This is a genomic window from Stenotrophomonas sp. 1278 (assembly GCF_029892765.1).
Classification (GTDB): domain Bacteria; phylum Pseudomonadota; class Gammaproteobacteria; order Xanthomonadales; family Xanthomonadaceae; genus Stenotrophomonas; species Stenotrophomonas indicatrix.
Genome location: NZ_JARXWD010000012.1, coordinates 20,147 through 40,276, shown reverse-complemented (window position 1 = coordinate 40,276; position 20,130 = coordinate 20,147). Strand labels below are relative to the sequence as shown.

The window sequence follows — 20,130 nt, the reverse complement described above, 5'->3', positions numbered from 1 at the left end:
CTTCCTCCCTACCGGATATCGACCTCATGCAATTCGTTTCGACCCGCGGCCAGTCGCCGGCCGTTGGACTCAGTGCGGCCATCGCTGCCGGTCTCGCCCCCGATGGTGGCCTGTACGTACCGGAGGTGCTGCCGGCGCCGCGCGCGCTGCAGGCCGGTACGAGCCTGGCCGATACCGCCGCTGACCTGCTGGCGCCGTTCTTCGCGGGCGATATGCTGGCCGAGGCCTTGCCATCGATCTGCCGTGAGGCCTTCGATTTCCCCGTGCCATTGCGCGCGCTGCGCAACAGCGGTGACCATGTGCTGGAGCTGTTCCACGGGCCGACGGCGGCGTTCAAGGATATCGGCGCGCGCTTCCTCGCCGGTGTGCTGTCGCGGCTGCAGACCGGCAAGGGACGCGATCTGACCATCGTCGTGGCCACTTCCGGTGACACCGGTGCAGCCGTAGCGGCGGCCTTCCATCGGCAGCCAGGTGTACGCGTGGTGGTGCTGTATCCCGATGGCCGGGTGTCGCCGCGACAGGCGCACCAGCTCGGCTGCTTTGGCGACAACATCCAGGCGCTGCGGGTGGCCGGTTCGTTCGATGATTGCCAGGCGATGGTGAAGCAGGCGCTGGCCGACCGCGATCTGCAGGCACAGGTGCCGCTGAGCTCCGCCAACAGCATCAGCCTGGGCCGGCTGCTGCCGCAGATGAGCTATTACGCGCACGCGGCGCTGAGCCATCATGCGCAGCATCAGCGGCGCTTGAACCTGGTGGTGCCGACCGGCAACCTCGGCAATGCGATGGCGGCAGTGCTGGCGCGCGCGCTCGGCGTGCCGATCGGGCAGATCGTGCTGGCCACCAACGCCAACGCGGTGCTGCCGCGCTATTTCAGTGGCGACCCGTACCAGCCAGCGGCCAGCATTGCGACCGTGGCCAACGCCATGGATGTCGGCGCGCCCAGCAACTTCGAGCGGCTGCGCTGGCTGTACCAGGGCGACGATGCCGAGCTGCGGGCGGCGTTCCGCGCCTTCGCAGTGGATGACGTGACCATCCGCGCGACCATCGCCAGCGCCCATGCCAGCGACGGTGAACTGTTCTGCCCGCACACGGCCACGGCGGTGAAGGTGCTGCAGGATCTGCGCGCGGGCGGCGCCAAGGGCGACTGGGCGGTGGTTGCTACCGCGCACCCGGCCAAGTTCGAGGCGGTGGTGGAACCGTTGATCGGCGAAGCAGTGGCGGTGCCGCCGGCCTTGGATGCATTGCTGCAGCGTCCGGCACATGCCGAGCCATTGGCGGCGGACTACGCGGCATTGCGTGAGGTGTTGTTGCGTTGATGGAGGCGTCTGCGTGGTTGCCGGCCAGCGGCCGGCACTACCAGAACCACGCATCACGGGTAGTGCCGGCCGCTGGCCGGCAACCGCAGATGTCACCAATCGATCATGGTAGTGCCGGCCGCTGGCCGGCAACCGCAGATGTCACCAATCGATCGTGGTAGTGCCGGCCGCTGGCCGGCAAGCCGACACTGATCGGGCGCTCAGCCCTGCACGTCACCGGCCAGCGTGCGCAGGCCATCCTCGTCGAGGATCTCAACCACGTTCAGATGAGGCAGGGCGATCAACCCCTGCTGGCGCAGCTTGGTGAAGGTGCGGCTGACCGTCTCCATCGTCAGGCCCAGATGATCGGCGATGTCGCCGCGGCCCATCGGCAGGGAGACGCGCAGGCCATCTCCGCCCAGCTTGGCCTCGCGCGCGGCCAGGCGAAGCAGGAAATCAGCGAGTTTTTCCGCCGGCTGCAGGCGTGCCAGCGCCAGCGCGGCATCCTGTGCGGCGTCCAGCTCCTGGCAGGCGCGCTGCAGCAGCTTGCGCTCCAGGTGCGGATAGCGGGCGCGCAGGCCCTTCATCTGCGGCAGGGCAACGCGGCACACGCGGCTGTCGGCGATGGCCTCGATGTCGTAGCGATGGTGGTCGCTGCCGCTCAGGCCCAGGTAATCGCCAGGCAGCACGAAGCCATTGATCTGGCGACGGCCATCGGCAAGCGTGCGCACCAGCCGCAGCGCGCCACCGGTCAATGTATAGACATGCTGGCGCTCTTCGCCGCTGCGGGCGAGGGTGCTGCCCATCGCCAGCTGCTGCGACACGGTCACCTGTTCCAGCGCCTGCACCTCATCGGGCGACAGCGCAGAGCACACCGCCAGGTGGCGTACCGAGCAGTGCAGGCAGTCCAGCGTGGCGCAGGACGGCGCGGCGGGATCGTTGGTGGCGGGCGGAGCGCCGGAAGGCCGGGACATGTTGCGTGGGCGTATCGCGGGCGGGGGAGGGCTTTATGATACTTCAAGCGGCCGTTGGACCCCTTATCTGCGGCTGAGCGATGCGGGGCGCTAGAATGTCGCCCCCTCCCACGTCCCCGATTCCGCAGGAGCTCCGCCCGTGATCAAGCCCCGTACCCCGCCCGGCACCCTTGAACTGCTGCCGCGCGAGCAGATTGCGTTCCAGCGCATGCTGGACGTCATCCGCCGCAACTACGAGCGCTTCGGGTTCCTGCCGGTGGAGACGCCGGTGTTCGAGCTGTCCGATGTGCTGCTGACCAAGTCCGGCGGCGAGACCGAGCGCCAGGTGTATTTCGTGCAGTCCACCGGCGCGCTGGCCAACGCTGCTGAATCCGGCGATCGTTCGCTGCCGGAGATGGCGCTGCGCTTCGACCTGACCGTGCCGCTGGCGCGTTACGTGGCCGAACACGAACACGAGCTGACCTTCCCGTTCCGCCGTTACCAGATGCAGCGCGTGTACCGCGGCGAGCGCGCCCAGCGCGGCCGCTTCCGCGAGTTCTACCAGTGCGACATCGACGTGATCGGCAAGGACAGCTTGAGCGTGCGTTACGACGCCGAAGTGCTGGCGGTCATCCATGCGGTATTTGCCGAACTGCGCATCGGTGACTTCAGCATCCAGTTGAACAACCGCAAGCTGCTGCGCGGCTTCTTCGAAAGCCTGGGCGTGGCCGAGGGCGAACGCCAGCTGGCAGTGCTGCGCGAAGTGGACAAGCTGGACAAGCGTGGCCCCGACTACGTGCGCGAGACGCTGGTGGGCGAGGGCTTCGGCATTCCGGCCGAACAGGTCGAGAAGATCCTGGCCTTCGTCGCCGTGCGTTCGCAGGGTCATGCCGATGCGCTGGCACAGCTGGCAGCGCTGGAAGACGGTGCGGGTTCCTCGGAGATCCTGCGTGCCGGCGTGGCCGAGCTGCGCGAAGTACTGCAGCTGGTGCAGGCACTGGGCGTGCCGGAAAGCGCGTACTGCCTGAACTTCTCCATTGCACGTGGCCTGGATTACTACACCGGCACGGTATACGAGACCACGCTGACCGACCACCCGCAGATCGGGTCGATCTGTTCCGGTGGCCGTTATGAAGACCTGGCCAGCCACTACAGCAAGTCCAAGCTGCCGGGCGTGGGCATTTCCATCGGCCTGTCGCGCCTGTTCTGGCAGCTGCGCGAAGCTGGCCTGATCGAGGGCATCGAGGCCAGCAGCGTGCAGGCGCTGGTGGCGCTGATGGACGAGCAGGGCATGCCGCAGTCGCTGGACATCGCCCGCCGCCTGCGCGCCGGTGGCATCAACACCGAAGTGCAGATGGAGCCGAAGAAGATCGGCAAGCAGTTCCAGTACGCGGCCAAGGCCGGTATCCGTTTCGTGGTGCTGGCTGGCGAGGACGAACTGGCGCGCGGCGTGGTGGCGGTGAAGGACCTGCTGCGCGAGCAGCAGTTCGAAGTCTCCCGTGATGAACTGGCCAGCACCCTGCGGGTGGAACTGGAGCAGTCGCGGGTCATGCCGTGACGCGTGCCGCTGCAGGAACACTGATGCTGTTCCTGCTGGCGGCATGCCAGAGCGATCCGGCGTTGCGCAGCACCCGGATCGGCCCTGCGTATTACCAGCTGGTGGCTGATCGCTGCCATGTGATGGATCGAGCGCAGCTTGAGCAGGATCTGCAGGTCCTTGCCGAGCGGGCGTGCCCGGGCCGGGCAGGAGCGCTGCAGAACCTGCAGTCCCGTCCCAGCCGGCAGGGCAGCCTGTTCGGTGAATGCCTGCGGCGCGGCGCGCTGCAGGCAGAGGTCCGCTGCCTGCCCTGATCGAAGCCCTGTCCATTGCCGCATCCGAACGCCCACCGCCCGGTGGGCGTTTTCGTTTCCGCTGCCTGAACGGGCCTGGCGGAACCTGGCCGTGCCTTTGACGCGGCGTGCAAGAATGCGTTAATGTACTAACACGCTATTACATTGATGCAAGAGCCACGCCCGTGAAAGCCCGCCCCGACATCGCCGCCAAAGACCCGCACGCCGACCTTGAAGCCCTGGCCCAGGCCTTTGCCGCACTGCGCGAGCCGGAGCAGGTGGTCGCCTTCCTGCGTGACCTGTGCACGCCAGCCGAGCTGGAAGCCATGGCCGACCGCTGGAAGGTGGTGCCGCTGCTGCAGCAGGGCGTGCCCTACCGCGAGATCCACGAGCGCACCGGCGTCAGCGTGACCACCACCGGACGGGTGGCACGCACGCTCGAGCATGGCCATCGAGGCTATGCCGCCGCTGTCGACCGCCTTGCTTCGCGCTGATCCGCGCCCCGTTCCAGACTTCGAGACCTCCCCCATGAGTGCAACCCAGGCAGCGCCGGCGCGAGACCGGCTGCGTATCGCCATCCAGAAGAGTGGCCGGCTGGCCGAGCCCGCCCGCAACCTGCTCAGTGCCTGTGGCCTGAGCTGGCGCGAGAGCCGCGACAAGTTGTTCTGCTACGGCGAATCGCTGCCGGTGGACCTGTTGCTGGTGCGCGACGACGACATTCCCGGCCTGATCGCCGATGGCGTCTGCGACCTGGGTATCGTCGGCCGCAATGAACTGGACGAACAGGCGGCCGCGCGTCGCCAGATCGGCCTGGCCGATGCCTACCAGGCATTGCGGGGGCTGGGCTTTGGCCAGTGCCGCTTGATGCTGGCGGTGCCGGAAGACTGGCAATGGCAGGGGCCGGCACAACTGGCCGGTACCCGCATCGCCACCAGCTACCCGGCCATCCTCAAGCAGTGGCTGGCCGTGCAGGGCGTGGATGCACAGGTGGTGGAACTGTCCGGCTCGGTGGAGATCGCGCCGCGCCTGGGCACCGCCGACCTGATCTGCGACCTGGTCTCCAGCGGCGCCACGCTGCGTGCCAACCAGCTCACCCCGGTGCACAACCTGCTCGACAGCGAAGCCGTGCTGGCCGGTGCGGTACGCGTTCCCGATGATGCGCGCGGCGCGCTGCGCAGCATGCTGCTGCGCCGCCTGGACGGTGTGGTGCAGCGGCAGGACCGCAAACTGCTGATGTTCCGCGCCAGCGAGGACCGCGTCGACGCGTTGTCGCAGCTGCTGGCCGATGCCGAACCGTTGGTGCGTTTGCCTGCCGATGGCGGTGCATTGCGCCTGCAGACCATGTGCCCCGGTCCATTGACCTGGCAGCGCATGGAAGAACTGGAGCGCGCCGGCGCCCAGGGCCTGATGGTACTGAGCGTGGAGCGGTCGCTGGCATGAATCGTCTGATCTGGTCGCAACTTGACGAGGCCGCACGCAGCGCGGCGCTGACCCGCCCGGTGCAGATCGTGGCGCAGCAGACCCGTGATGCGGTGGCCGCGCTGATCGCGCAGGTGCGCACGCAGGGCGACGCCGCGCTGCGCGCGATCACCGCGCGCTTCGATGGCGTGGATCTGCAGGATTTCGAAGTTTCCGCAGCCGAGTTCGCAGCTGCCGATGCCTTGGTGCCGGCCGAGCTGCGCCAGGCCATGGTGGAAGCGGCCGAACGCATCACCCGCTTCCACGCGGCCGGCATGGGCCAGGGCTATACGGTGGAAACCGCGCCGGGCGTGGTCTGCGAGCGCATGCTGCGGCCGATCGGCCGGGTTGGGCTGTACGTGCCGGCCGGTAGTGCGCCACTGCCGTCCACCGCGCTGATGCTGGGCGTGCCGGCGCAGTTGGCCGCTTGCCCACAGGTGGTGCTGTGCACCCCGCCGCGTGCCGACGGTACGGCCGATCCTGCGGTGCTGGTGGCCGCGCGCCTGACCGGTGTGCAACGCGTGTTCAAGCTGGGTGGTGCGCAGGCGATCGCGGCGATGGCCTATGGCACCGAAAGCATCCCGGCGAGCGACAAGCTGTTCGGGCCGGGCAACAGTTTCGTCACCGAAGCCAAGCAGCAGGTGGCACAGGACGGTGCCGCCGCCATCGACATGCCGGCCGGTCCCTCGGAAGTGCTGGTGATCGCCGATGCCGGTGCCAACCCTGCATTCGTTGCCGCCGACCTGCTGTCGCAGGCCGAGCACGGCCCGGATTCCCAGGTGCTGCTGCTGACCGATGACGCGGCGATGCTGGCCGCCGTCGAGGCCGAAGTTGAGCGCCAGGTGGCCCTGCTGCCGCGGCAGGACATCGCCCGCCAGGCCCTGTCGGCATCGCAGTTGATCCAGGTGGAATCGCTGGCCGATGCGTTTGCGATCAGCAACCGCTACGCCCCCGAACACCTGATCCTGGCCCTGCGCGAACCGCGCGCGTGGCTGGACCAGGTGCAGGCGGCCGGTTCGGTGTTCCTCGGCGACTACACGCCGGAAGCACTGGGTGACTACTGCAGCGGCACCAACCACGTGCTGCCCACCGCCGGTGCCGCGCGCGCCTACAGTGGCGTCAGCGTGGCCAGCTTCCAGAACCTGATCAGCGTACAGAGCGCGACCGCTGCTGGCCTGGCCGCGATCGGTGGCTGCGCGCGCATCATCGCCAGCGCCGAAGGGCTGGATGCGCACGAACGTGCGGTGGCACTGCGCATGGAGGTGGCCGCATGAGCGCGGATATCGACGGCGTGCTGGCCCTGGTACGGCCGGACCTGCAGGCCTTTGCCGGCTACAGTTCGGCGCGCAGCAGCGCTGTGCAGGGCGAGGTGTGGTTGAACGCGAACGAATCGGCGTGGGCCAACCCGGCCGACGCCACGGGCGGCTGCCGCCGCTACCCGGAACCGCAACCGGGTGCGCTGCGTGATGCGCTGGCGTCGCTGTACGGCGTGCAGCCGCAACAGCTGCTGGTAGGCCGTGGCAGCGACGAGGCGATCGATCTGCTGGTGCGCGCCCTGTGCGTGCCGGGCCGCGATGGCGTGCTGGTGACGCCGCCGGTATTCGGCATGTACGCGGTCTGTGCGCGGTTGCAGGGTGCGCCGTTGATCGAGGTGCCGCTGATTGACGATGGTGAGGGCCTGCGCACGGATCTGGACGCGGTGATTGCCGCTGCGAAGGGGCAGGGCGCCAAGCTCGTTTTCCTGTGCGCGCCGTCCAATCCTGCCGGCAGCGATATCCCGCTGGCGGAGATCGAGCGCGTGGCCGTTGCCCTGCGCGGGCAGGCGCTGGTGGTGGTGGACGAGGCCTATGTCGAGTACGCGCAGCGCGCTTCGGCGACCACGCTGCTTGCCGCGCACGCCAACCTGGCGGTGCTGCGCACGTTGTCCAAGGCGCACGCTCTGGCCGCCGCGCGTATCGGCACCTTGATCGCCGCGCCGGAGCTGATTGCCGTGCTGCGCCGCTGCCAGGCGCCGTACCCGGTGCCGACGCCGTGCGCCGAGCTGGCCGTGCAGGCGCTGCAGCCGGCCGCGCTTGCGCGCACCGCTGAGCGGGTAGCCACGGTCATCACCGAGCGCGAGCGCCTGCACCACGGCCTGCAGGGCCTGCCTGGCATCGGCCGGGTATACGCATCGGCCGGCAACTACCTGCTGGTCCGCTTTGCCGATGCGCAGGTGGCGTTCGACGCGCTGCTCGCTGCCGGCGTGGTGGTGCGCGACCAGCGCGCCGCACCGCAGCTGGGCGATGCACTGCGTATCAGCATCGGCAGCCCCGAAGAGAACGACCGCGTGCTTGCGGCCCTGTCGGCACGGAGGGCCGCGGCATGACGCCGATACTGTTCATCGACCGCGACGGCACCCTCATCGAGGAGCCGGCGGATTTCCAGATCGACGCCTACGAGAAGCTGCGCTTCGTGCCGCAGGTGATCCCGGCGCTGCTGAAGCTGCGCGATGCCGGCTACCAGTTCGTGATCGTCACCAACCAGGATGGCCTCGGCAGCGAGAGCTACCCGCGCGCCAGCTTCGATGGCCCGAATGACCTGATGCTGCAGATCTTCGAAAGCCAAGGCATCGTTTTCCGTGACGTGCTGGTCGACTGCAGCTGGCCGCACGACAACGCGCCGACGCGCAAGCCGGGCATCGGCCTGATGACGGCCTACCTGCAGGACCGCAGCATCGACTGGGCGCGCTCGGGCATGGTGGGCGACCGCATCACCGACCTGCAGTTCGCCGACAACCTCAACATCCGTGGCTTCCAGCTGCGCACCGAACAGTTCGGCGGCGAGTGGGACTGGCCGGGCATCGCCCACGCACTGGCCGATGCACCACGCACGGCGGTGGTCCAGCGCAATACCAAGGAGACGAAGATCCGCGTCGAACTGGATCTGGACCGTGCCGGCGATGCGCACATCCACACCGGCCTGCCGTTCTTCGACCACATGCTGGAGCAGATCGGCAAGCACGGCGGTTTCGCCCTGGACATCCGCGCCGAGGGCGATCTGCACATCGACGAACACCACACCATCGAAGACACCGGCCTTGCGCTGGGCCAGGCCCTGCGCGAGGCGCTGGGCGACAAGCGCGGCATCGGCCGTTACGGCTTTACCCTGCCGATGGATGAAACCCTGGCCAGCGCTGCGCTGGATTTCAGTGGCCGCCCGTATTTCGTGTTCGAAGGCGAGTTCAAGCGCGAGCGCGTGGGCGACATGCCGACCGAGCTGGTCCCGCACTTCTTCCGTTCGCTGTGCGATGCCAGCGGGCTGAACCTCAACCTGCAGGTGCGTGGCGACAACGACCACCACAAGGTTGAAGCCTGCTTCAAGGCCCTGGCACGTGCACTGCGGCCGGCACTGGCGCGGCAGGGCACCGCCTTGCCGACCACCAAGGGGGCGCTGTGAGCGAGGTCGTGCTGATCGATGCCGGCGGTGCCAACCTGGGTTCGGTGCGCTACGCATTGGAACGGCTCGGTGCGACGGTGAAGCTGGTCCGCGATGCCGAAGGCCTGGCCGGCGCGCAACGGGTGATCCTGCCCGGCGTCGGCGCGGCCGGCCCCGGCATGCAGCGCCTGCATGCGCAGGGCCTGGTCGAGCCGCTGCGCCAGCTGCAGGTGCCCTTGATGGGCATCTGCCTGGGCATGCAGCTGTTGTTTGACCGCTCCGAAGAGGCCGGCGTGGATACGCTGGGATTGATCCCCGGCGTGGTGCGCAAGCTGGTGCCGGCCTGTGGCATCCGCGTGCCGCACATGGGTTGGAACCGGCTGCTGCCGCTGCGCCCGTCGCTGCTGCTGCAGGGGGTTCCCGAGCGCGCCAGTGCGTATTTCGTGCACAGCTATGCCGCGCCGCTGAACAGCCATACCGTCGCCGCCTGTGATCACGGCGGCCTGTTCACCGCCGTGGTCGAGCAGGGCCGCTACTTCGGCGCCCAGTTCCATCCCGAGCGGTCCGGCGATACCGGTTCGCTGATGCTGCGCAATTTCCTCGAGGGCACCGCTGCATGAGTTTCATCGTCTACCCCGCACTGGATATCCGCGACGGCCGCGTCGTGCGGCTGCGCCAGGGCGACTACGCGCAGGAAACCCACTATGGCGACGACCCGCTGCCGCGTGCGCAGGCATTCGCCACGCAGGGCGCACAGTGGATGCACCTGGTCGATCTGGATGCCGCACGTGCCGGTGGCTACACGTTGGCGCCGCTGTTGGCCGCGATCCGTGCGCAGACCCCGCTGCAGGTACAGACCGGTGGCGGTGTGCGTGGCCGTGACGACGTGGCACGCATCCTCGATGCCGGCGCCAGCCGCGTGGTGATCGGCTCACTGGCGGTGCGCGAGCCGGCGCAGGTGATCGGCTGGCTGGGCGAGTTCGGCCCGGAGCGGCTGACCATCGCCCTCGATGCACGGCAGGACGCGCAGGGGCAATGGCAGCTGCCGGTGCATGGCTGGACCGAGAACGCGGGGGTGACCCTGGATGCGCTGGCCGAACGCTATGCACAGGCCGGCATGCGTCACCTGTTGTGCACCGACATCGCCCGCGATGGCATGCTCGCCGGGCCCAACATCAGCCTGTACCGGCACCTCGCAGCGTTGCTGCCGGGCGTGGCGGTACAGGCGTCAGGCGGTATCCGCGATGTGGCCGACGTGGCTGCGGCACAGGCCGCCGGTTGTGGCGGCGCGATCCTCGGCAAGGCATTGCTGGAACAGCGCATGGACCTGGCGGAGGCGCTGGCATGCTGAGCCGCCGCATCATTCCATGCCTGGACGTGCGCGATGGCCGCGTGGTCAAGGGCGTGCGTTTCCGCGATCACGTCGACATGGGGGACATCGCTGAACTGGCGCAGCGCTATCGCGACCAGGGTGCCGACGAGCTGGTGTTCTATGACATCGGCGCCAGCCCGGAGGCACGGTCGGTGGACGTGGCCTGGATCGAGCGCATCGCGCGCCTGATCGATATCCCGTTCTGCGTGGCCGGCGGCATCGACAGCGTGGAGACCGCGCGTCGTGTGCTGTTCGCCGGTGCGGACAAGATCTCGATCAACTCACCCGCGCTGGGCCGCCCGGAACTGATCACCGAACTGGCCGAAGAATTCGGCGTGCAGTGCGTGGTGGTCGGTGTCGACTCGGTACGCGAGGACGACGGCCAGTGGCGCGTGCGCCGTTTCAGCGGCGACCCGGACAAAACCCAGGCAGTGCCGCTGCGCACGCTGGACTGGATCGTCGAGGCGCAGCGCCGGGGTGCCGGCGAGATCGTGCTGAACTGCATGGACAGCGATGGCGTGCGCCGTGGCTATGACGTCGAGCAGCTGCGCCAGGCACGTGCGCTGTGCCAGGTGCCCCTCATCGCATCGGGCGGTGCGGGTACGATGGAGCACTTCGCCCAGGCCTTTGACCAGGCCGACGTTGACGGTGCGCTGGCGGCCAGCGTATTCCACAGTGGCGCCATCGCCATTGCCGACTTGAAGCGCTACCTGCGCGAGCAGCAGATCGAGGTGCGGGATGTCTATTGATGTGCGGCCGTCGCCGCAGGCGCTGGAAACGCTGGACTGGGACAAGGGCGATGGGTTGCTGCCGGCCGTTGTGCAGGACGCCGACACCCTGCAGGTGCTGATGCTGGGCTACGTCAGCGCCGAGTCGCTGGCAGCGACGCTGGCCATCGGCCACATGACCTTCTTCAGCCGCAGCAAGCAGCGTCTTTGGACCAAGGGCGAGCAGTCCGGCAATGTGCTGGCGGTGCAGTCGATCAGCGTCGATTGCGATGCCGATACGCTGCTGGTGCTGGCGCGCCCGGCAGGCCCGACCTGCCACACCGGCGCGGAAAGCTGCTTCGACGGCGCACCGAAGGACTTCCTCGGTGGCCTGGACCAGCTGGTCGCCGTGCGTGAGGCGCTGCGCCCCTCCGGCAGCTATACGACGTCCCTGTTCGAAGGCGGCATCCGCCGCATCGCGCAGAAGGTGGGCGAGGAAGGCGTGGAGACGGCGCTGGCCGGGGTGGCGCAGGACGATGAGGCCTTGCTGGGCGAGGCGTCGGACCTGCTGTACCACCTGCTGGTGCTGCTGCGCGCGCGCGGGCTGTCGCTGCAAGATGCCCGCGACGTGCTGGAAAAGCGCCATCGTTAGAGGCGCGGTAGCGCCGGCCGCTGGCCGGCAACCCGATGATCAAGGGACGCCTGGTGGAATGCCGGCCAGCGGCCGGCACGACAGGAAAAGCGGCAATCGCGTGCGCGATGTCATCGCCGGAATCTACAATAGGCGGTCTCTTTTTCCCGGACCGCCCCCATGAAACTGCCTGCCGCCTGGCTGTGCTGCCTGTTGCTGACCTCGCCGGCCTGGGCCGCCGATACCGTGGTCAGCGGCAAGGTCTATCTGGAGCGTGACGGCAAGCCGGGCCGCGGTGCGACCGATCCGGGCCTGGCCGGCGTGCAGGTGTCCAACGGCGAAACCATCGTCAAGACCGCCGCCGACGGCAGCTACAGCCTGCCGGTGCGTGACGGCCAGACGGTCTTCGTGATCAAGCCCGATGCCTATTCCTTCCCGAAGGCCGCCGACGGCCTGCCGTCGTTCTGGCGGCACTACCGGCCGAATGGTTCGCCGGCGCTGAAGTACGGTGGCATCGCCGCGACCAGTGACGTTGCCCGCAACTGGGACTTCGCCATGCAGAACGACCGGCATGACAGCCGCCGTGGGTTCCAGATGCTGGTGTTCACCGACTCGCAGACCGCCAGCCTGCAGGACATCGGCTACTACCGGCAGTCCATCGTGGCGCCGCTGGTGGGCCAGACCAAGGCCCGCCTGGGCACCACGCTGGGTGACATCGTCAACGACGACCTGACCCTGTACCCGGCGATCAACAAGGTCACCACCGAACTCGGCGTGCCGTGGTTCCACGTACCCGGCAACCACGACCTGGATGTCGACGCGGCCAATGATGCGCATTCGCTGGACAGCTGGCGCAACATCTACGGCCCCGATACCTATGCAGTGGAAGAGGGGGGCGCCAGTTTCGTGTTCCTCGACGACGTGGTGTACGACCCCAACGCCAAGCCCAGGTATGTGGGTGGCCTGCGCGAGGATCAGTTCGCTTTCCTCGCTGCCTACCTGAAGGGCCTGCACAAGGACCGTCTGCTGGTGCTGGGCATGCACATCCCGCTGTTCGATGCGGCACCGGGGCGCGAGACCTTCCGCCATGCCGACCGCCAGCGCCTGTTCGACCTGCTGAAGGACTTCCGCAACGTGCTGGTGCTCAGTGGCCACAGCCACACCCAGCAGCACGTCTACCACGGCAAGGCTGACGGCTGGCAGGGCGCCAGGCCGCTGCACGAGTACAACGTCGGTGCCAACTGCGGTGCGTTCTGGTCGGGCGTGAAAAATGCCGCCGGCGTACCGGACAGCACCATGAGCGACGGCACGCCGAAGGGCTATGCGCTGCTGGACGTGGCCGGCAACGGCAGCTATCGCCTGCAGTACCGGGTGGCCGGTGCGGCCGCCAGCGAGCAGATCGGCCTGCATGCACCGAAGGTGCTGCGCAAGGGCGCGTACCCGGCGTGGGGCATCTATGCCAACGTGTACATGGGCGAGGACGCCAGCGTGGTCGAGTACCGCGTCGATGGCGGCGCCTGGCAGCCGATGAAGCAGGTCAGCCAGCCTGATCCGCGCCTGCTGGTGGAGAACGTGGCCGACGACCTGGCTTCCACGCTGCGCGGCTACGACCGTTCGCCGGAAGCCACCGCCTCGCCGCACCTGTGGCGTGGCGCGTTGCCGACCGACCTGGCCGTGGGCAGCCACAAGGTCGAGGTGCGCTCCACCCAGCCCGATGGTGCGGTGTTCACCGCCAGCACCAGCTACAGCCTGCAGACCGCGCAGCCCTGAGCGCGGGCCGGGCTGCCATCACCAACTTCCATCACGAAAGGACGCAGCATGGATATCCGCTTCATGGCCGGCACCACGCCGGTCACCCTCAGCCGCCACTGGTTCACCGGCGCGATGATGCTGCAGAGCGCCAGCGAGAAGGTCTGGGTGCAGCATCCGCTGCATCCGGGCACGCACTTCTCGTTCTCGCTGGTACAGTCGTGGCAGCGCCATATCGCCGGCCATGAAGTGCTGGTGGAGCGGACCCGGCCGCTGCTGTTCGCCGGGTTCCGCCCGCAGCGCCTGCGGGTGCTGGTGGATGGCGTGCAGGTGGCCGAGCAGGAAGGCATGTGACCCGGGCGGCGCTGTCGCCGCGCTAGGCAAAGGCCGTCCGATGCCTGAGAATCGGCACGATTCAATCGATCCAAGCAGGCCAGCGTGAACGTTGCAGCAGTGTCCCCGGCGCCATCCGAGTCCGCCCGCAGCGGCGTCCCCCGCAGCCTGGTCGTCGCCGATGTCGGCGGTACCTTCGCCCGTCTTGCGTTGGCTGAGACCCTGCCGGGGCAGGCGCCGCGACTGGGCAGCTACCGCACCTACGCCTGCGCCGACCACCCCAGCCTGGCGGCGATCCTGGCCGATTTCACCGCCAGTCTCGGCCAGCCGATGGCCAGTGCGGTGGTCGCCATCGCCGGCCTGCTCGACGGCGATACCCTGATCAATGCCAATCTGCCGTGGACGGTGTCGCTGTCGGCGACGCGCCGCGAGTCGGGCCTGCCCGACCTGCAGCTGATCAATGATTTCGAAGCAGTGGCGCTGGCCATTCCCTACCTGCAGGCCGACACGCTGGTGCCGCTGAATGGCGATGCCGATCCGGCCAAGACCTTCCCGGCACTGGTGCTGGGGCCGGGCACCGGCCTGGGCGCCGCGTTGCGCTTCGCCGATGGCGAGCGCCCGGTGCTGGCCAGCGAGATCGGACACGCTGCGTTGGGCGCCGGCAATGCGCTGGAACTGCATGTGCTGGGCCAGCTGCTGCAGCGCTGGCCGCATGTGGACAACGAACGCGTGCTGTCCGGCAGCGGCCTGATGAACCTGTATCCCTGCCTGTGCGAAATGCGCGGCGTGGCTCCGCAATGGACCAGCACCGAAGCGCTGATCGCGGCTGCGCGGCAAGGCGACGACGCGCTGGCAGTGGAAACCCTGCAGGTGTTCTGCGCCTGGCTGGGCAGCCTGGCCGGCGACGCGGCGATCGCCGTAGGCGCGCGCTCGGTGTACCTGGCCGGCGGCATTTCCACCCATGTGCAGGACTTCCTGGCCGACGGCCGTTTCCGTGAGCGCTTCCTCAACAAGGGGGTGCTGACCGACGTGCTGCGCCAGGTGCCGGTGTGGCGGGTCGAACATGGCCAGCTGGGTGTGCTCGGTGCCGCAGCCTGGCACGCAGCGCGGACCCCCGCGCACGATTGATCGGCGCTGCCGGCATCGGGCCGGCGGGCGCAGCATGCAGACGGAGGCGAAGATGGTGGATCGCAGGCAGTTTTTGCAGGCCGGTGCACTGGCCGCAGGCGTGGCAGCGTTGCCGGCGGTGAAGGCGCGTACGCACGGTGGCGCCAAGGTGGTCTCGACCTGGGACTTCGGCGTGCCGGCCAACCAGGCCGCGTGGAAGGTACTGGCGCAGGGCGGCAGTGCGCTGGATGCGGTGGAAGCCGGTGCACGCTGGGCCGAAAGCGAGCTGTGCAATCCCACCGTCGGCCATTGTGGCAACCCGGACCGCGACGGCGTGCTGAGCCTGGACGCCAGCATCATGGATGGTGACGGCCGCTGTGGCGCGGTTGCTGCGCTGGTCGACATCCTGCACCCGGTGTCGGTGGCCCGCAGGGTGATGGAGAACAGCCCGCATGTGCTGCTGGTGGGCGAGGGCGCCCAGCAGTTCGCCGTGCAGCAGGGCTTCCAGCGCCAGCACCTGCTGACGCCGAAGGCCGAAGTGGCCTGGCGTGAGTGGCTGAAGACCGAAAAGTACGCGCCGCAGATCAATGCCGAGCGCCGCGGTCTTCCCGGCAACAGCGACAACCACGACACTATCGGCATGCTGGCACTGGACGCCAAGGGCAACCTGGCCGGTGCCTGCACCACCAGCGGCATGGCCTGGAAACTGCACGGCCGGGTCGGCGACAGCCCGATCATCGGCGCTGGCCTTTACGTGGACAACGACGTGGGCGCGGCCACCGCCTCGGGTGTGGGCGAAGAAATGATCCGCAACGCGGCCTCGTTCCTGGTGGTCGAGCTGATGCGCCAGGGCCGTTCGCCGGCACAGGCCTGCCGCGAAGCGATCGACCGGGTGGTGCGCAAGCGCCCCGAGGCCAGCCGCACACTGCAGGTCTGCTTCCTTGCCATGAACAAGCAGGGCGAGGTGGGTGCCTATGCGTTGCATCGCGGCTTCGTCTACGCGGTGTGCGATGCGCAGCGCCAGGACGACCTGCGCGACTCACCGTCGATCTATACGAGCACGCAGGCGTGAACGCGCGCCTGACGCTGGAGATCGCCAGCAATTCGGTGGCTTCGGCGTTGGCCGCGCAGGCCGGTGGCGCAGATCGCATCGAACTGTTCGACAACCTTGCCGAAGGCGGTACCACGCCGTCGTTTGCCAGCATCGCCATCGCCCGCGAGCGGTTGCAGATTCCGTTGTTCGTGCTGATGCGACCGCGTCCGGGGGATTTCCACTACGACGCGCTGGAAACCGAGCTGATGCTGCGCGACATCGCCCAGTGCCGCGCGCTGGGCTGCGATGGCGTGGTGATCGGTGCGCTGGATGCGCAGGGCGATATCGACCTGCCGCTGTGCCGCGAACTGCTGCGCGCGGCCGGCCCGTTGCAGGTGACCTTCCACCGTGCCTTCGATGCCGCGCGCGATCTGCCGGCGGCGCTGGAGCAGGTGATCGGGCTGGGCTGCCAGCGGGTGCTGACGTCCGGCGGCCAGGCCAGCGCCGACGCCGGTGCCGATGTACTGGCCGCGCTGGTCGCGCAGGCGGCCGGCAGGATCAGCGTCATGGCCGGCGCAGGGCTGGGCCCGGGCAACATCGCCGCCGTCGCGCGGAAGACCGGCTGTCTCGAACTGCATGCCTCGGCCAAGGGGCAACGACGTTCGGCCATGCAGTTCCAGAACCCGGCCCTGCGCGGGCTGGACCCGGACTGGAGCCAGACAGACACCGCCACGGTGAGTGCGCTGCGGAAGGCGCTCGACGGCTGAGCGAATCCGCCGGGCATGGCCCGGCACTACCGGGGCGGGTCCGCACCGCGATGGGTGCATGCGCGGTAGCGCCGGGCCATGCCCGGCGAACGCGCAAACCCGATCACGGACAAAACCGTTCTGCGCGCGACTGTCGCGATCGCGTCATCGACATCTGTGCTGCTTCCATAACGATGTCGTGCAACTCATTGATTCATCTGCAGCCCAACAGGCAACAACGACGTGTGTCGCGTGGATGCTGCGCCGCCGCATGCTGGGCGTGGTTCAGCTGTGCTTTAGTTTGGATCGATCCACAGGGGAGGGCGGTCGAATCGAGATGGATCGATTCAACGCCCGGGATCGCCATCCGACCGCGCGTCCACCATCCAAGAGCAACCACCCATGGCTCAGTCCGTCCGCAACCGCCGTCATCTGCTGTCCCACGCCCTCGCCCTGGCCCTGCTGCCGTTTGCCGCTGGCGCACAGGAAGCGGCCCCGTCGCCCACCAAGGATCTTGATGCGGTCACCGTCACCGGTTCGCGCATCAAGCGTGCCAGCGTCGAGGGCCCGGCCCCGGTCAACGTGATCAGCGCCGCACAGATCCAGAAGGAAGGCTTCGTCACCGTCTACGACGCACTGAAGACCCTGACCGAGGCGACCGGCACGGTCGAGGCGGCGTCGCAGTGGGGCTCGCACACCCCCAACGCGAGCGGCCTGAACCTGCGCGGCATGGGCCCCAACCGCAGCCTGCTGCTGGTCAATGGCCGTCGCGTGGCCGACTATCCGCTGCCCTATGGCGGCGAGACCAATTTCTCCAACTACAGCAACATTCCGGCGGCGGCGGTCGAACGCATCGAAGTGCTGACTGGCGGCGCCTCGGCGATCTACGGTTCGGACGCCATCGCCGGCGTGGTCAACGTCATCCTCAAGACCAACTACGACGGCGACGAAGTGCGCGTGCGCGGCGGTACCTCCACCGAAGGCGGGCGTGACACCTGGGATCTGTCCTGGGCGGGCGGCAAGACCGGCGACAACTGGAGCGTGACCTACGCTCTGCAGTACACCAAGCGCGATCCGCTGTTCGGCCGTGACCGGCCGCAGATGGACGACGCCGACGATGCGCTGTACCCGTCCTGGAACATGGAGCAGCGCAAGGTCGGTTTCCGTCCCACCGCTGGCCTGGCGTTGATCGACCCCAGCAACGGCCAGCGCCTGGCGCCGCCGGACGGCACCTGCGAGAAATTCGCTGGCGAGTACTACACCGCCGACCGCCTGGTCTACAACTACAACGCCAATACGGTGAGCAACACCGGCCGCCTCTGCGGCATGAGCGCCGACTACGCCAACTGGCTGTTGACCGGAGGCTCGGAGAACCTGTCGGGCAACCTGTATGCCACCTTCGATTTCGGCAACGATCTGCAGGCCTGGAGCAACCTGGCGGTATACCGTTCCGAAGCGATCTGGGGCACCAATCCGCCGAGCGTGTCGCTGATCGACGATGCCAACGGTTACTACTGGGATGCCAACCGCAATCGCCCGGTGCTCGGCGTGCGCCAGTTCACCCCGAACGAAGTCGGTGGCCTGGACACGCTGCGCAATACCAACCGCGAGTTGTCGTGGGATATCAGCGCAGGCCTGCGCGGGCGCCTGGCCGATCGCTTCGACTGGAGCGCCACGGTCGGTCGTTCCTACTACCGCGTCGAGGAGCGGCAGAACGTGGTCGACGAGCAGAAGTCGTACGACTTCTTCCTCGGCCCACGGCTGGGCACCACCGGCGATGGCGAGGCGACCTACGCCTTGAACGAGTCGCGCTGGTGGAACCCGATCACCCCGGACCAGTACTGGCAGATGGGCACGGTAGCGAAGAACCGGGCGTCGTCCTACGTCAACCAGGCCTCGGCCGACATCACCGGTGAACTGTTCCAGGGCTGGGCCGGGCCGATCTCGTTCGCAGCGGTAGCCGAAGTGGCCAAGCAGGGTTATCACCTCAGCCCGGACCCGCGCGCGGGCATCGATTTCGATCTGCAGAACGTCGATCGCGGCGGTGGCGAGCGTACCCGCTACTCGGCCGGTGTCGAATTCAAGATCCCGTTGGCCGACAGCCTGATCGCCACCGCGGCGGCACGCTATGACCGGTACGGCAGCTACAAGGCCGACGGCGGCGGCGAAGCGCTGGATATCGGCAGCCAGAAGGAAACCACCTGGAACGCCGGCCTGGAATGGCGGCCGTTCGAGTCGCTGCTGGTGCGCGGTTCCTACGCGACCAGCTTCCACGCGCCGGACATGCACTACCTGCTGGGCCAGGCCAGCAGTTCCGAAGTGCTCACCTACGATCGCCTGCGCTGCATCGAGAGCGGCGCTTATCTGGTCAACAACTGCGGCGTGGGCAATACCGATGTCTGGTACGCGTTCGATGTGAACCGCCGGGGTACGCCGCTGCTGCGCTCGGAAACCGGCGATTCGTGGACGGTCGGTTTCGTGTGGGACGTGCTGCCGAACCTGTCGATGAGCGCTGACTACTGGGCGATCAAGCTGGAAGACATGATCGTCGACGTCGGTGCCGACGAAGTGCTGGCCAGCGAGGCTGGCTGCCTGACCGGCAAGAACATGGATGGCACGCCGTGGGCGAACCCGGCAGGTGAGGCTTACTGCGCCGGCATCCTGGCCCGGGTGAACCGTGACAGCAGCGGCCGGCTGGTGTCGATCGAGCGCGGGCCGTTCAACCTGGCCAGCCGCGAAGTGCGCGGCATCGACCTGAGCGCGCGCTACCGGCTGGAGACGGCCGCATGGGGCAGCTTCCAGCTGGGGGTGAACTACACCAACCAGATTTCGACGAAAGAACAGCGTTACGCCAACGATCCGAACCCTGAGCGTCGCGACCGTGACCTGCGCAGCAAGCTGCGCGCCAGCCTGGCGTGGCAGGGTGGCAACTGGAATGCGAACGTGTATGCCGACCGCATCGGTTCGGTGCCGGGCGTGCGCTACCACTGGGGCACCGACCGCCTGGACAACCCCGGTGGCTGCCTGCCGTTCGCCGATGGCTACGTGCCCAGCGACAGCCCGTCGCTGAACTGCCTGGAGCCTGCCACGCGCCCGGATGGATCGGCCAATCCGAACCCGAATGCGGGGCAGCAGACGGCGCGCTACTACGGGCGGGTGGGGCCGTTCATTACCTGGAACTTCAACGTCGGCTACCAGGTGACCGAGTTCATGAAGGTCAATCTGTACGTGAACAACGCTTTCAATGCGACCAGCTGGAACCACAAGGACCCGTACAAGGTCGACTACGATTTCGCCCCGACCCGCCTGCTGGGTGCGGTGGGACGCGAGTTCGCGCTGGAGTATGTGTTCACGTTCTGAGGGAGGTGGCGCCGGGCATGGCCCGGCGCCTGCCACGCATGGCGTGGCTCTACTGTGGCTTTGATGGAACATTGGCGGGGTGGAGTGGATTTGACCTTCCCACGATGGCAAGGTCTAGGCTGGTCACCATCCTCCAGATGGA

General features: G+C 68.0%; 19 protein-coding genes. 18 read left to right on the top strand and 1 reads right to left on the bottom strand.

All coding sequences use genetic code 11. The features are described 5' to 3' along the window. The first annotated feature begins 26 nt into the window (after positions 1-26). Positions 27-1,316 carry a threonine synthase gene (thrC, locus tag M2299_RS12210; RefSeq protein WP_280884424.1) on the top strand — a complete coding sequence of 430 codons (1,290 nt, stop codon included), beginning with the start codon at positions 27-29 and terminating at the stop codon, positions 1,314-1,316. 200 nt (positions 1,317-1,516) lie between these two features. Here the strand turns inward: thrC and M2299_RS12205 are convergent, their stop codons facing one another. Next, entirely contained in the window at positions 1,517-2,269 is a 753-nt protein-coding gene (locus tag M2299_RS12205; protein ID WP_033830968.1) for a helix-turn-helix domain-containing protein, read from the bottom strand. Between the two features lie 139 nt (positions 2,270-2,408). On the opposite strand from M2299_RS12205, the gene hisS reads away from it, so the two are divergent. The 17 genes from hisS to M2299_RS12120 all read left to right on the top strand — a co-directional run bounded on the left by hisS (position 2,409) and on the right by M2299_RS12120 (position 19,988). Continuing rightward, entirely contained in the window at positions 2,409-3,806 is a 1,398-nt protein-coding gene (hisS, locus tag M2299_RS12200; RefSeq protein WP_280884423.1) for a histidine--tRNA ligase, read from the top strand. 23 nt (positions 3,807-3,829) lie between these two features. Beyond that, positions 3,830-4,099 carry a hypothetical protein gene (locus M2299_RS12195; RefSeq protein ID WP_099783815.1) on the top strand — a complete coding sequence of 90 codons (270 nt, stop codon included), beginning with the start codon at positions 3,830-3,832 and terminating at the stop codon, positions 4,097-4,099. Between the two features lie 164 nt (positions 4,100-4,263). Further along, the gene (locus tag M2299_RS12190; protein ID WP_099842376.1) at positions 4,264-4,572 is read left to right on the top strand and encodes a YerC/YecD family TrpR-related protein; all 309 of its coding nucleotides are present in this window, start codon (positions 4,264-4,266) and stop codon (positions 4,570-4,572) included. A gap of 34 nt (positions 4,573-4,606) precedes the next feature. After that, positions 4,607-5,518, top strand: coding sequence for an ATP phosphoribosyltransferase (hisG, locus tag M2299_RS12185; protein WP_025874837.1), 912 nt, complete (start codon positions 4,607-4,609; stop codon positions 5,516-5,518). Next, complete coding sequence (gene hisD, locus M2299_RS12180; RefSeq protein WP_280884422.1) at positions 5,515-6,810, top strand: histidinol dehydrogenase; 1,296 nt, start codon at positions 5,515-5,517, stop codon at positions 6,808-6,810. The genes hisG and hisD overlap by 4 nt, the downstream gene beginning before the upstream one ends. Then, on the top strand, positions 6,807-7,901 hold the full coding sequence (gene hisC / locus M2299_RS12175) for a histidinol-phosphate transaminase (protein ID WP_080148949.1): 1,095 nt from the start codon (positions 6,807-6,809) through the stop codon (positions 7,899-7,901). The genes hisD and hisC overlap by 4 nt, the downstream gene beginning before the upstream one ends. After that, positions 7,898-8,971 carry a bifunctional histidinol-phosphatase/imidazoleglycerol-phosphate dehydratase HisB gene (gene hisB / locus M2299_RS12170; protein ID WP_025874831.1) on the top strand — a complete coding sequence of 358 codons (1,074 nt, stop codon included), beginning with the start codon at positions 7,898-7,900 and terminating at the stop codon, positions 8,969-8,971. Before hisC ends, hisB begins: the two co-directional genes overlap by 4 nt. Next, complete coding sequence (gene hisH, locus M2299_RS12165) at positions 8,968-9,570, top strand: imidazole glycerol phosphate synthase subunit HisH (protein WP_025874829.1); 603 nt, start codon at positions 8,968-8,970, stop codon at positions 9,568-9,570. The genes hisB and hisH overlap by 4 nt, the downstream gene beginning before the upstream one ends. Next, positions 9,567-10,301, top strand: a complete 735-nt coding sequence (gene hisA / locus M2299_RS12160; RefSeq protein WP_100436204.1) for a 1-(5-phosphoribosyl)-5-[(5-phosphoribosylamino)methylideneamino]imidazole-4-carboxamide isomerase — start codon at positions 9,567-9,569, stop codon at positions 10,299-10,301. The genes hisH and hisA overlap by 4 nt, the downstream gene beginning before the upstream one ends. Beyond that, positions 10,295-11,071, top strand: a complete 777-nt coding sequence (hisF, locus tag M2299_RS12155) for an imidazole glycerol phosphate synthase subunit HisF (RefSeq protein ID WP_049464459.1) — start codon at positions 10,295-10,297, stop codon at positions 11,069-11,071. The genes hisA and hisF overlap by 7 nt, the downstream gene beginning before the upstream one ends. Beyond that, a complete protein-coding gene (gene hisIE, locus M2299_RS12150; protein ID WP_280884421.1) occupies positions 11,061-11,681 on the top strand; it encodes a bifunctional phosphoribosyl-AMP cyclohydrolase/phosphoribosyl-ATP diphosphatase HisIE in 621 nt (206 codons plus the stop codon). The genes hisF and hisIE overlap by 11 nt, the downstream gene beginning before the upstream one ends. Positions 11,682-11,840: 159 nt before the next feature. Next, complete coding sequence (locus M2299_RS12145) at positions 11,841-13,430, top strand: calcineurin-like phosphoesterase family protein (RefSeq protein ID WP_280884420.1); 1,590 nt, start codon at positions 11,841-11,843, stop codon at positions 13,428-13,430. Between the two features lie 48 nt (positions 13,431-13,478). Further along, complete coding sequence (locus tag M2299_RS12140; RefSeq protein ID WP_025874818.1) at positions 13,479-13,763, top strand: hypothetical protein; 285 nt, start codon at positions 13,479-13,481, stop codon at positions 13,761-13,763. Positions 13,764-13,847: 84 nt separating this feature from the next. Then, positions 13,848-14,870 (top strand): glucokinase, encoded by a 1,023-nt coding sequence (locus tag M2299_RS12135; protein WP_025874816.1) that lies wholly within the window; start codon positions 13,848-13,850, stop codon positions 14,868-14,870. Positions 14,871-14,922: 52 nt separating this feature from the next. Then, positions 14,923-15,921, top strand: coding sequence for a N(4)-(beta-N-acetylglucosaminyl)-L-asparaginase (locus tag M2299_RS12130; RefSeq protein WP_280884419.1), 999 nt, complete (start codon positions 14,923-14,925; stop codon positions 15,919-15,921). Then, positions 15,918-16,649, top strand: a complete 732-nt coding sequence (locus M2299_RS12125; RefSeq protein WP_280884418.1) for a copper homeostasis protein CutC — start codon at positions 15,918-15,920, stop codon at positions 16,647-16,649. Before M2299_RS12130 ends, M2299_RS12125 begins: the two co-directional genes overlap by 4 nt. 381 nt (positions 16,650-17,030) lie before the next feature. Beyond that, entirely contained in the window at positions 17,031-19,988 is a 2,958-nt protein-coding gene (locus tag M2299_RS12120; RefSeq protein WP_280884417.1) for a TonB-dependent receptor, read from the top strand. Positions 19,989-20,130: the final 142 nt, after the last annotated feature.